A 13,457-nucleotide genomic window follows, 5' to 3' on the forward strand; every position below is an offset into this window, starting at 1 on the left:
TCCTGATGAAAAAAACTATCCATTATATAAATCAGTTTTTTGGACAAATAGGCGGCGAAGACAAGGCTGATTTTGAACCTGTTATTCATGAAGGAACAGTAGGTCCCAGCCTGTTATTAGATCAGAGCATGAAAGAAGTTTCAGTAACTCATACAGTGATCTGCGGAGATAACTTCATGGCATCTCACCCAGAAGAAGCTGTTTCCAGAATTCTCAGCATGCTTGAAGGCCTTGAATTTGACATGTTTATAGCTGGTCCAGCATTCCTTGCTGGTCGTTATGGAACAGCCTGCGGAACAATATGCAAAGCTGTACAGGAAAAATTCAACGTGCCCGTATTCAGTTCCATGAATGTTGAGAACCCTGGAGTAGAAATGTTTAAAGGACATCTTTATATCTTTGAAGGTGGACGAAGAGCGACCTACATGAAACAGGATATAGAAAAGCTTGCCTCTTTTGCAGATAAAATTGCAAAGGGTGAAAAGATTCTTCCTGCTTCTATAGAGGGCTATTTCCCCCGTGGAATACGTCACGAAGTCTTCCTTGAAGATTTAGGCCTTGAGCCTAAGATGGCAGCGGATAGAGCTGTCGACATGCTCGTCAAAAAACTTACAGGGCAAGAGTTTATAACAGAACTTCCTATTCCAAAGCAGGATCGAGTAGACATTGCTCCTGCCGTAGCAGATCTTCGAAAGGTTAAAATTGCTCTCGTTACTTCTGGCGGTATCGTTCCTCGAGAGAACCCTGATCATATTCAGTCTTGCTCTGCAACAAAATGGGGCGAATATGATGTTTCCAAGCTTGATAGACTACCTGCCCCAGAATATAAAACCATACATGCCGGGTATGACCCTGAGCAGGCAGATAAAAATCCTAACGTAGTTGTTCCCCTTGATGCTATTCGCGCATATCAAAAAGAAGGTCGTATAGGTGAAGTCGATGATTACTTCTATACAACTGTAGGGACAGGAACAACACAGGGTGAAGCTGCACGTATGGGTAAAGAAATAGCAGAAAAGCTCAAAGAAAGAGGCGTAAGTGCTGTTATTCTGACATCCACCTGAGGAACCTGTACTCGTTGCGGGTCAACGATGGCAAAAGAAATTGAAAGAGCAGGTCTTCCAGTCGTAGTTATGTGTAACCTCGTAAATATTGCTAAAACTGTTGGAGTCAACCGTATCGTTCCTACAGTTTCGGTTCCTTATCCTCTCGGCAATCCAGCTCTTCTTCCTGAAGATGAGTGGAAGCTACGATATCATCGAGTAGGAGTGGCACTGGGCGCTCTCGAAACTGATATTTCTGATCAGACTGTATTTCCAGTTAAAATCTAGCTTCTAATAACAATGAGGAGGGCAATAAACTCGCCCCCCTCATTGTATATAAAATGGCAGAGAGGTGTCGTGAAATGAATAACGAATCAAAAAACAATTCTGTCTACATTATTTCTATGATATTTACTTTAATCATTGTTGCCTGGGGACTTTTTTCTCCGTCAACTTTTGATTCTGCAGCTAAAGGACTTTTCAACTTCCTCATTCAAGATTTTGGATGGGGATACATGTTGGCTATGAGCATTTTCGTAGTTTTCCCCATCTGCCTTGCTTGCAGCCGTTTTGGAAAATTAAAATTAGGACCAGATGATTCTAAACCTGAATTCAGTACAATTTCGTGGTTCGCTATGCTTTTTTCCGCAGGAATGGGTATTGGCCTTGTATTTTATGGTGTAGGTGAACCTGTCTTTCACTTTCTCAATCCTCCTTTCGGAGCAGAACCAGGCTCAGTAAAAGCAGCAACTGATGCCATGAGGATTTCTTTTTTCCACTGGGGTCTTCACCCATGGGCCAACTATAGCGTTATCGCTCTTCCTCTGGCCTATTTCCAATTTAGAAAGAATGCACCAGGACTCATCAGCAGTCTCTTCCTTCCCGTTTTGGGAGAAGAGGGTGTTCGGGGCCCTATTGGTAAAGCCATAGATATTCTCGCAATTTTCGCTACAGTAGCAGGTATTGCCACATCGTTAGGTCTTGGCGTACTCCAAATTAATAGTGGTTTAAAATATCTCTTCGGCATTCCCCAAACGATTATGGTTCAGTTTATCATTATTCTCGTTTTAGGAATTTTATACACGGGTTCCGCCATATCTGGACTGGAAAAGGGTATTAAGCTTATATCTAATCTCAATCTTTTCATTGCCTGTTTGCTTGCGGTAAGCCTCTTCTTGCTCGGACCAACTATTGCCATTATAGAATCTCTCTTAACTGGTATAGGCGAATATCTCGCTAATGTTATTCCAGAAAGCTTTGTTATGGCACCATATGGTGGCGGCTATAAAGAGTGGATGGGTGGTTGGACACTCTTCTACTGGGCATGGTGGATAGCCTGGGCTCCTTTTGTAGGCTCCTTCATAGCTCGCATATCAAAAGGAAGAACGATCCGTGAATTTGTAACAGGTGTTCTCATAGTGCCAGCTCTCGGAAGTTTTACATGGTTTGCCATTTTTGGCACGTCCGGACTTCACTTGGAATTAAGTGGAATAGCTCAAATTGCATCAAAGGTCAGTGCGGATATTTCCACTGGAGTTTTTGAAATGTACAGCCATTACCCTCTTGGAATGGTTATGTCGATTATTATGGTCGTCCTCATTTCTACTTTCTTTATTACATCTGCAAACTCAGCAACATTTGTACTTTCAATGTACTCTACCCGAGGAAACCTCAATCCTCCCAAATCGAAAATGGGAATTTGGGGAGTTCTTCAGGCAGCTCTTGCCTTTGTTCTTCTTATGACTGGAGGTTTGAAAGCGCTACAAATAGCGTCTATAGCTGCAGCCGCTCCTTTTGCCATCATCATGGTTCTTGCCTGTTACTCTCTTGTTAAGGCATTAAAGAAGGATGAAGAAGAAGAAAAAATAGTGCAGATTTAAAGTTTGATTCCCCCCCGAAAAAGAAACGGGTCCTTTCAAAGGGCCCGTTTCTTTATATACTCTTCTCTTTCTAGATACTTCGTATAACTGAATGTGCAACGTGAGGAAAAAGGTCATAAACCATTTCATATTTTTCATGTACATTCCTCAATGCTTCAAGGCTTAAAATCCATACGTCAAGTGGACGAGCCGGACCGATAAGGCTTTCTTCCATAGGATCAAGAATTTTATGCAAGGATAAGGCTTCCTCTTCAGTATCAACTATCCAAATAATCCAATTCAGAGAATCCTGGTCAGCAGAATCCAGATCTACATATCCGGGGATGTACATGCGACGTTGATTAAGAAGAAAAAGGTGAACCTTTCCTATTGTTTCAATATAAGAATCGACATGTTCAAAAGGTTTCGGTGCCTGGAAGCAAAAAAATTTATCTGCATTGACAAGGCCTAACACGTCATTCGGATGTTTAGGATAGTGCATATAATAAGCAAAATCGTAACGCCCCAATAGAAGAAGATCGACATAGAAAAAACTGCTCGGCACATTATTAAGTTTATGCCATTCTTTAATTTCTTCTAGTGTGCGAGGAGTCTTTTCTCTCGCCTTGACACCAGAGAGAGAAAAGTCTTCCTTCATCTTTTTAACAAGAGGGTGAGAATCGTATGTCCAGACAATATGTGATGATTCGTTCACGAAAAAATCCTTACCTGAAAGAGCTGGGGAATATTCAAGGTGAAGGCCCAAATGATAATCTTTCGCCCCCCACCGCGCAACAAAACTACGATCAAGCAAGCTCTGAAATGTTGTACGCCATAAAAAATACTTTTGTGCGGCTTCATCTAAAGATTCCTCTACCGGCACAGTTTCGCAAAACCATTGAGAGGAAAGAGTTTTAAAAACATCAATTCCTTTTGCAGATAAAAAATAACGATCAGTATTTTTATCCAAAAGCCCCTCTACATGGAGGCGACCAAGGCTTTCAGGGTCTTCTCCTGCTAAAAAAACGCTCTCTTCATTCCAACAAGGATGAAGATGATCAAAAAGTAACAGGACCATTTCGTCACTCATACCCTATCAACTCCTTCTTCTCTCTTTTTCCAAAATGCCTTTCCTCATGTATTATTATGCAAGAAAACGATTGTTTATTAAAGGAGATTAGGATATGAACTTTTCAATTGGGCAAAAAGCAGATCTTCTTATTTTCGATGTAGATGGAGTTCTCATCGATACATCCCTTTCATACCCATTTGTCGCTCAAGATAGCGTACATTGGGTCTGGAAAAATATTCTTAATCATTCCATTGACAGTAACGGTTTCACAATGGATCACTTTTACGCAGCAAAACAACACCCTTCTTTTAATGACGATTACGACATTGCATGGGTTTTTTTATGTATAACGCTGACAAAAGAAAGAGAGAATCTTGCCGATTCCGCCCCTACTCTTTTAGAGTGGAAACAACTTTTGAAAACATGCAAAGGAAGTAACGTTAAGGAATGGGTTGAAAAAAGTTTCGGAGAAAGAGTTTCTCGTCTCATGGTTCGCAGGATCTGTGAAGAATTCTATTATGGGAAAGAAGAGATGCAGACAATTACGGGAGAAAAATGCCTCTTTGTAACTTCATCTCAAGGGTACTGGAAGAGAGAAACACCAATGCTCAACTATCATTGGAAAGAATTACCCCTGCCATCTGCTATTTATACAGGCAGGCCGGAAGGCGAAATGAAGTTGGCCCTTTCATTATTAGGATGGGAGGATTTTCCCAAAGACCGCATTATAACGCCAGAATCTGGCATCACAAAACCTTCCCCCAAAGGGTTAGAAAAGCTCTGCTCCCTTTTTAAAGCTTCGTATCCTCTTTATTTTGGTGATGCAGAAAGTGACAGAAGAAGTTTTCAAGCTTTTGGAAAGGGAGCGTTTATAGCTATTGGTAATACTCTTTCTGATCATGATTTGAGATTTGAAACTACATCTCAAGCACTTGCTTCTCTCTTTGATTCGTCAAAACAGTTTTGAGACGAGAAGCCATAGCTGCCATATCTTCAGAGTAACATCCTGTCAGAACTTCTTGAAGACTGACAATGGATGTTCCGCGTTTTTGAACAGCCATACCGGCTGCCATATTCGCAAAAAGGCATGCTTCTTCTATGGGGAATTGTCCGCCAATAGTAAGGGAAAGCGCAGCTGCTACAGTATCACCAGCGCCAGATACATCGTAGACTTCCATTGAAAGAGCAGGTAAATGAAAGGTTTTATCCACACCAGCATAGGTCATTCCGTCACTTCCCTGAGTAATAAGGATACCTTCAAGAGATAAAGCCTGTCTCAGTTCCTGAGCTCCCTGCTCTACATCTTCCTGATGTAAAAGGTCCCGACCTACGAGTCGGCCTGCCTCAGAAAGATTGGGAGTCATGAGTGACGCTCCCATAAAACGATGGATATGAGGAGGTTTGGGATCAACTATAACCGGTATATGGCGGGATTGCCCCCACGATATAAGTTTTCTCGCCAAGGTGGACGTTATTGCCCCTTTTGCATAGTCTGAAAGAACAAGTACTGTAGGTAACGGGGATATGTTATCAAGGGAGGTCAAAATGCCTTCTTCTTCTTTTCGTGTCAACGAAACCTTACGTTCCCGATCAATCCGAACAACTTGCTGATTAAGAGCTAATACTCGCGTCTTTACTATTGTCGGAACTTCTGTTCTTTTCAAAGAGCACTCTACGTTAACACCCTTTTCCTTCACAACATCTAAAAGGATACTTCCCGCATGGTCAGCTCCGACAGGACAAACTAGTGTTGCCTTCCCTCCAAGTGCAACTATATTCGAAGCTACATTCGCAGCTCCTCCTGCTCTGTACTCGTCATTTCCCACTACAACGACAGGAACAGGAGCTTCTGGGGAGAGACGAGAAGCCCCTCCCCAAATATAATGATCAAGCATAGCATCGCCAATAACAACTACATGTACATTCCGCAAAAGTTCTGATAAAAAATCAAATGACTCCATTTATTATCCTTCTCTCAGTTTTCTCCTCAAAACTTTTCCTAAACTGTTACGAGGAAAATCTTCTACAAACTCATAAAGACGAGGAACCTTGTAATGGGCAAGCTGTTTTCTGCAATATGCCATCAACTCTTTTGTCGTAACAGCAGGATCGTCTCGTATAATAAACGCCTTAACAATCTGACCGCTTATAGAGTGAGGAATACCTACTACAGCCGACTCCTTTATGCCGGGATAGTTATTCAGAATTTCTTCAACTTCCTGAGGGTAAACATTGAATCCTCCTACGATGATAATATCGCTTACTCTATCAATAATAGTTATATACCCTTCATCATCAATACGGACTAAATCTCCTGTATTAAACCAACCCTCGTGAAATTTCTGAGACGTATTTTCAGGATCTCTGAAATATTCTCTAACTACTGAATTCCCCTTCAACCAGAGAATGCCCTCTTTTCCTTCTGAGATAACATTGTTATTTTCATCCCGCAATTCATATTCAAAACCTGGCAATAGTGTTCCTACCGTACCTATTTTTCGCCTCGTAACATCGGGATTTACAGCAACCACAGGAGAACATTCCGTTAATCCGTAGCCCTCCATAACATTAACCCCGAAATATTCTTTAACGCGAGCATCAAGAGCCACTGGGAAACGGTCCCCACCACTCACTATCGTAGAAACATGTTTAGGCACGTTACCATTCGTTCGTACTGCTGCAGCTACTAATAAAGCAATCATAGCCGGTACAGCAACTATGAAATTAACTTTCGCAGCAGAAATAGCCTTTAATGTTCTATCTGGAGGCATAAAAGATGGAACAATCGCTTGACGTGCACCTTTTAAAAGAGGCAAAAGTCCGCTTGTTGAATATCCTAGAGTGTGGAAATTAGGTAAAGCATTGAGCAGTACGCATTCGTCAGCTTCAAAAGCAGAAAAATGAAGAGCTGCCGCTTCCACATTGCTGTAAATATTCTCGTGACTCAAAGGAACCGCTTTGGGTAAACCTGTTGTACCTGAAGTATAAAATAAGACAGCTACATCATCATTGGAGGGAGTCTGACACACTCCCTTAAAAGAAGGCATTTGTCCATCTATATTTGCAGGAATCACTGGAATTTGCGTCTTTTGCAAGGTTTCCATATCCAAAGGAATAGAATCTGGTACAACAATAACGAAGGGTTCTGCATGCTTTATGCTCCGTTTAAGAGATTGCGGCCCTGCTAACATATTCAGGGGAACAATTGCTCCCCCCAGATGCCAGCATGCGACGGAAAGAGCCAAGAGAAGGGGACAATTAGGAAGCAATGTTACAATTCTCTGGCCAGAACTAAAACCTGATTCTGTGAGAATTTTTTCAACAGATGACGTAATATCATAAAAACGTTTTCTACTCCACCATTCGTCTTTCCACCATATATAATCTCTGTCCGGAGCTTCGAGGCAAAGATTACCAACAACATCACTCAAATTTTTCCCCATTTAATAAAGCCTCCCCCTATACCCGGTTGTATGTGTGTTTAACGTTTTCTTAATGTAAGCCAGTGAACAACAGCTTCTATGCAACTCCAAAGCTCAAGTACAACGTGGGAGACAGCCCCATACCCTATTTCCCACCCTGTTTGAGACGTCTCTTTTAATGATTCTGCATCAATACAACTCCATAACCCCTTCTCCAAGGAATCTTGGGATGATATAGATAGATAAGGAACAGAATATCCCCTTGCTTTTCCTCCTCTATCAAAGAAAATTCCTCGAGTAAAGGCATTGATATGATATTTTAAAGACTCTCTCTGGGACATATTAAAATTATACTTGCTTTCAAAATCGAAAAGTGAGAGACCTTCATAAGAACGATCTTGAGAAAGAGCAAAGCGACTGCCAAAAAGAGGAGCCGCTCCACCATTGACAAATATTGGTTTTCGGGAAAGGAAAAGATTTTTTAGCACATTCGATTTTTCTTTAGAACCTATTAACATCTCGGCAGCAAGAAACCCCATACCATGCGGGATGTAAAGAGCATCTGCATTATGAAGCTTCTTTTCGTCTAGCTCTGAAAATTTCTCCACGGAGCATCCCAAATACGAAAAAAGCTGAGTTGCGTTATCGCCATTGAGGCAAAAAGCCGGGTGATCATAAATACCCACTGTTAAAGAAGGCAACTGTCGTCGATTTGAATCACTCACTGCCTCAAACTTCTCATCAATTCTCGACAATGTTGCAAAAGTAGCCCATTCCACTTGGTCAACAAGAGCTATAAGTTGGGCTGCTGCTGTCTTTAAAGACAATGCAACCTGTCTTCCCCTGTCTTCAAGCAAAAGGTGTAACAAAGAAACACTCTCTCGCTCCAGATATTTAGGAATATAGCCAAGGCCAATTAAAGGCGTTTTTCTTCCCTGTTCAATCTCTAAAAGCTGATACTCTCTGGGATTAAAGACAGACATATATAAAATAGCCAAGATAGAAGCACCGCCACCTGCTATGCCATTGCATTGAGAGACAATGTGTTCAACTGATCGGGCAGTAAGAGTCGCAGATGTATCTCCGTAAAGGACAGGAACAATTCCACATCCTAAAGCTCTTGCAATTTCAAGAGTATCAGACGATACTGTCAACGTATCTTCACGTTGACGTTCTCCGAGTGGCGCAACAATGAAATTGATTGCATCTTTTTGAGCAGCATGTTGAAAAAGGATTTTTAACGTTTTTTGGCTACCACAAAGAAAGGGATCAATAACTGTAACAGGTTGTGAGCATACAAGTTGTAAAATCTGGATGAGTTCTTCGTCTGGCTCGGAAACGAAGATACGAACAGGATATCCCATTTGCTGCATTGCACTGATTATTAAAACTGCAGGAGGGATAAAACCCGTTCTTCTTTCATCCGCAATTATAAGTCGGGGAATATCCAAAGAAAACGCTCCTTTTTACAGATATGTGACTTAGTGTATCATATAAGTCACTCGTAATATACATGACAAGACGGAGGTTGGTCTAGATGTCCGAATCATGGATTTATATCAAAGATCTGGTCAAACATGAAGGCCAAAAGGTTACCGTAAAGGGATGGATGTACAACAAACGAAGTTCTGGGAAAATACACTTCCTTCAACTTCGAGATGGTACAGGAACAGTTCAAGGCGTTATGGTAAAAAAAGAAGTATCAGAAGAAGCTTTCGAAGATGCCAAACGGCTCTGGCTTGAAGCATCTGTGGAAGTCGAAGGCATTGTTCGGCTTGATGAACGGGCGCCATCCGGGGTGGAATTGACTGTCACAGCTTTACATGTTATTCAAAACCCCACTGAAGAATACCCGTTAGGGAAAAAGGATCATGGCATCGATTTTCTTCTCGATCACCGACATCTCTGGTTACGCAGCAGCCGCCAGCAAGCTATTATGAAAATACGGGAACGAGTTATTTGGGCAGCAAGAGAATACTTGCACAATGAGGGTTTTATGCTCATAGACAGCCCTATTTTAACCGGTTCTATAGGAGAAGGTGCATCAGGGCTTTTCGAGCTTAATTATTTCGAGGATACAAAAGCCTATCTTGCACAAACTGGACAGCTTTATGCAGAAGCAGCAGCTGCTGCTTTTGGAAAAGTCTATTGTTTTGGCCCTACATTCAGAGCTGAAAAATCCAAAACCAGACGGCATCTAACAGAGTTCTGGATGCTCGAACCAGAAGTTGCCTACTATGATCACGAAAAGAACATAGAACTTCAAGAGAATTTAGTCTCTTACATCGTGGAACAAGTGCTTCTCCATTGCAGGAAAGAACTTGAATCTATTGACCGCGATATAACGAAACTGGAAAAGGTAAAAGCTCCTTTTTATAGGATAACCTATGACAAAGCCATGGAAATGCTTCACGAACTCGGAAGTTCTACTCCCTATGGAGATGACTTTGGAAATGAAGATGAGACAATTCTTACTCAACAATTTGATAAACCTATCTTCGTAGAATGCTATCCCAAAAAAGTCAAAGCATTTTACATGAAAGAGCATCCTGAAAATCCAGATTTAGTATTGTGTGACGACTTGCTTGCACCTGAAGGATACGGAGAAATCATCGGAGGTTCTCAGCGAGAAGATGATCTAGAACGGCTTCTCGCCAGAATTCATGAAGAAGGTTTACAAGAAGAATCTTATGACTGGTATCTTGACCTGCGAAAATATGGAACCTTCGTCCATAGCGGCTTTGGAATGGGTATAGAGCGCGTTATAGCCTGGATTTGCGGTCTTGACCATATTCGGGAAGCTATTCCCTGGCCCAGAACTATTTATAGGATAAAACCATAATAATGTAATTATTATTTTATTATCAACGTAGAAAGGAGGCAGGAGGGCAATGTCATATCAAGAATTTGATCCCATTCCTGTTTATAGGCATTATAAAAGACTTATAGGCACAGGTAAGGTGGGAGGTAAGGCCAAAGGGTTAGCCTTTGCTCATACCATCATAACAGGCAGCACCTTCGAATCCTTTGTGGATCTGCCTCCTATAAACTACGTGATAACAACAGACATTTTTCAAGAATTTGTCGAGGATAATTTGATTAAAAAAATTCTTGCTGACGCAATTGATGCCGCTCCTGAAAGTAGTGAGGAAGACGGTGCTGAATATATCTTTGCCGTTGTTTCAGAAGCTTTTCGAAACGGAAAGGTCAGAGAGTCTTTCAAAAAAAACCTAATTAGTGTAATAGAAGAGATTGGAGACATTCCTCTGGCTATTCGTTCAAGCTCTCTTCTCGAAGACTCAAAAAAACTCTCTTTTGCAGGTAAGTACGGAACTCGTTTTTCTGCCAATACAGGGTCTATAGAAGAACGTTACGAAAAAATTGAGCTGGCTATACGGGAAGTTTGGGCGTCTCTTTACAATCCCGCTGCACGGGCATACAGGAAAAAACATGGTTTCTGCGACGAAAATGAAGCAATGGCCGTGATTATTCAACCCGTGATGGGAAAGCCTCACGGGAACATGTTTTATCCCGAAATAGCAGGAACTGTCTTTTCTAAAGTGTATAGAAGACCATCTACTCGCATAAAAAAAGATGATGGTATTATGCGCTATTGTTTCGGTATGGGAACTCGAACAGTAGACAGGGCAAAAGCATGTCAGGTTTTCTTGTCTCACCCCTCTCTGCGCCCTCAGGGGAACCAACCAGAAGATATTGCACAAACGAGCCAGATTGAATTTGACTTTGTTGACCGTAACAGAGGTGAATTTACAACAGCAAACGTAGGAGATCATCTTTCTTTTATTTTAAAAGAACATCCTATGGCTTCATCCTTTATAGAAATTTACTGTGATAATCTTCTATATTGGGCAGGATCAAGTCTTGGAAGAAAAGATGGATTACCTCTTTTTACATTTTCATCCTTTCCTCAAAGACATCCTAAATTTTTCTCTCGCATGAAGGATCTCGCTCACTTTTTGGAAGAATCTATGGGAATGCCTGTCGATTTCGAGTTTACCTACGACACAGCAAGTGAGCAATTGTTCATTGTACAGTTGCGTCCTTTAGCAGCCTATGAAGAAATGGCAAAAGTACGCATTCCAGAGGTCAGAGAAGATCAGATCATACTTAGAGGGAACAGAATGGTCAGCAATGGCCGTCTTGAACATATAAAACATATTGTATATGTAGACCCATATTTATATGGCAAAGATGACACTTTTTATCAAGTTGCCCGAGAAATAGGGCGAATTAATGAAAAACTCGCCGGAACTAACTATATTTTGGTGGGTCCTGGTCGATGGGGAAGTTCAAACCCCAAATTGGGAACACCAGTACGTTACAACGAAATCTGTAATTGCGGCTGTCTCATAGAAGTCGGAATCACAGAAAAAAACTATACACCTGAACTCTCTTATGGAACTCATTTCTTTTTAGATCTCGATAACGATGGAATTCTTTATTTACCTGTTTTTTCCGGTTTCAAAGACAACATCTTTAATCATGAATGGTTTAACACTGCTCCATACGAACAAAAGAGACACCCTGCTGTTCGATTTTACACTGGAGATTTTTCTGTTTTTTTGGATGGTGACAAGGAAAAGGGCGTTATCATAGTAAATGAATAAACCATAAAAAAAGGAGCGGCTAAAAACCGCTCCTTTCTCTGTACATAATTAAAACCTAAAGGAAAATACCTCTCATACGAACAGCATCTGCAACTCTCTGAATCGCTGCCATAAAGGCTGCGCGACGCATTCTTACGTTCTTCTCCTGAGAATAGTCCCAGACTTTCGCAAAGTTGCCCTTCATAATGCTGATCAGACGCTCGTTGTACTCTTCGATGCTCCAGAAATATCCACCAAGATCCTGAGCCCACTCAAAGTAAGATCCGATAACGCCACCGGAGTTGGCAAGGAAGTCAGGAACAATCATTACGCCTTTTTCATCAAGAATTGCGTCTCCTCCTGGAGTGAGAGGGCCGTTAGCTGCTTCAACAATATATTTTGCCTTTACTTTATCTGCGTTCTTTTCATTGATAACGCCCTCAAGAGCGGCTGGGATAAAGAGATCGACATCAAGGAAAAGAATATCGGTAAGACCCATCTTCTCAAGGCCAGGCTGCTCGTAACCTTCAAGAAGTCTCTTTGGATGAACGTTCTGTACATAGTTCATAGCCTTATCGATATCAATACCATCTTTACAATAGTATGTTCCTGTAATATCGCTGATACCAACTACTTTTCCGCCGGCATCCTGCAAGGTCTTGGCTGCGTAGGTTCCAACATTACCAAAGCCCTGAATTGCAAAAGTAGCGCCTTTTACGTCTTTTTTCAAAGCCTTGAAAAGCTCAAGAGCACATGTAGCAACACCGTAACCTGTTGCTGCTGTACGGCCCTTTGAACCCCACATGCCTATGGGTTTACCTGTAAAAATCGCAGGCTCAAGACGGCCTCTCATTTTGCTGATGGTATCCATGAACCATACCATCTCGGGACCACCTGTGTTCACGTCTGGAGCAGGAACGTCTGTCCATGCACCAACCATGGGCTCTATACGAGCAGCATATGTTCTTGCCACACGCTCTTTCTCTCGTTTTGACATTTCGAGAGGATCGCAGCAAACTCCACCCTTGCCGCCGCCGTAAGGAATACCAGCCAAGGAACATTTCCAGGTCATCATCATTCCAAGAGCTTCACATTCATCAAGGCAAACTTCCGGATGGAAACGGACTCCGCCCTTGGATGGCCCTATAGCCGAGGAGTGCTGTACACGATAGCCTTCAAAAACTTTGACTGTACCGTCATCCATCTCCACTGGAATAGAAACCGCTAATTTCCTTTCGGAATGACTTAAAATTTCGATAAGTCCATCTTCAAGACCCATCTCTTCAGCTGCTGCATAAAAGTTGTTCAGAGCTGTGTCAAGGAGCACATTAGAGGACGTACGCTTAACCACGGACATCTAACAAACACCTCCTGATATGCTGACGGCTCACGCCGCTAGTCGTGTTCCATTGAATGGAGCACTTTGTTGATAATGATATCACGAATTTTACATA

The 13,457-nt window shown here is 41.8% G+C and carries 10 protein-coding genes; 5 read left to right on the top strand and 5 right to left on the bottom strand.

The genetic code is table 11. The annotated features are described in order from the left end of the window. The first annotated feature begins 5 nt into the window (after positions 1–5). Positions 6–1,331, top strand: coding sequence for a glycine/betaine/sarcosine/D-proline family reductase selenoprotein B (locus RBH88_RS08670; RefSeq protein WP_307879547.1), 1,326 nt, complete (start codon positions 6–8; stop codon positions 1,329–1,331). A 74-nt stretch (positions 1,332–1,405) separates the two neighbouring features. Then, entirely contained in the window at positions 1,406–2,923 is a 1,518-nt protein-coding gene (locus tag RBH88_RS08675) for a BCCT family transporter (RefSeq protein ID WP_307879548.1), read from the top strand. Between the two features lie 70 nt (positions 2,924–2,993). Here RBH88_RS08675 and RBH88_RS08680 read toward each other — a convergent pair whose 3' ends face one another. After that, a complete protein-coding gene (locus tag RBH88_RS08680; RefSeq protein WP_307879549.1) occupies positions 2,994–3,992 on the bottom strand; it encodes a hypothetical protein in 999 nt (332 codons plus the stop codon). A gap of 94 nt (positions 3,993–4,086) precedes the next feature. On the opposite strand from RBH88_RS08680, the gene RBH88_RS08685 reads away from it, so the two are divergent. Continuing rightward, a complete protein-coding gene (locus RBH88_RS08685; protein ID WP_213691815.1) occupies positions 4,087–4,941 on the top strand; it encodes an HAD family hydrolase in 855 nt (284 codons plus the stop codon). Here the strand turns inward: RBH88_RS08685 and RBH88_RS08690 are convergent. The 3 genes from RBH88_RS08690 to RBH88_RS08700 are packed head-to-tail and all read right to left on the bottom strand — an operon-like array spanning position 4,892 to position 8,847. Next, positions 4,892–5,935, bottom strand: coding sequence for a bifunctional heptose 7-phosphate kinase/heptose 1-phosphate adenyltransferase (locus RBH88_RS08690; RefSeq protein ID WP_213691816.1), 1,044 nt, complete (start codon positions 5,933–5,935; stop codon positions 4,892–4,894). The two genes, RBH88_RS08685 and RBH88_RS08690, sit on opposite strands and share 50 nt — an antisense overlap. Before the next feature lie 3 nt (positions 5,936–5,938). Next, positions 5,939–7,417: an AMP-binding protein gene (locus tag RBH88_RS08695; protein ID WP_213691817.1), complete on the bottom strand. Its 1,479-nt coding sequence runs from the start codon at positions 7,415–7,417 to the stop codon at positions 5,939–5,941. A gap of 38 nt (positions 7,418–7,455) precedes the next feature. Further along, complete coding sequence (locus tag RBH88_RS08700) at positions 7,456–8,847, bottom strand: hypothetical protein (RefSeq protein ID WP_213691818.1); 1,392 nt, start codon at positions 8,845–8,847, stop codon at positions 7,456–7,458. Positions 8,848–8,933: 86 nt separating this feature from the next. On the opposite strand from RBH88_RS08700, the gene asnS reads away from it, so the two are divergent. Both asnS and RBH88_RS08710 read left to right on the top strand, forming a co-directional pair. Further along, on the top strand, positions 8,934–10,238 hold the full coding sequence (asnS, locus tag RBH88_RS08705; protein WP_213701367.1) for an asparagine--tRNA ligase: 1,305 nt from the start codon (positions 8,934–8,936) through the stop codon (positions 10,236–10,238). A gap of 49 nt (positions 10,239–10,287) precedes the next feature. Next, a complete protein-coding gene (locus RBH88_RS08710; RefSeq protein ID WP_213696003.1) occupies positions 10,288–12,024 on the top strand; it encodes a PEP/pyruvate-binding domain-containing protein in 1,737 nt (578 codons plus the stop codon). Between the two features lie 55 nt (positions 12,025–12,079). Here the strand turns inward: RBH88_RS08710 and RBH88_RS08715 are convergent, their stop codons facing one another. Beyond that, positions 12,080–13,360, bottom strand: a complete 1,281-nt coding sequence (locus tag RBH88_RS08715) for a Glu/Leu/Phe/Val dehydrogenase (RefSeq protein WP_213691821.1) — start codon at positions 13,358–13,360, stop codon at positions 12,080–12,082. Positions 13,361–13,457 lie beyond the last annotated feature (97 nt).

Source organism: Aminobacterium sp. MB27-C1, from assembly GCF_030908405.1.
In the GTDB taxonomy this organism is placed as follows: Bacteria; Synergistota; Synergistia; order Synergistales; family Aminobacteriaceae; genus Aminobacterium.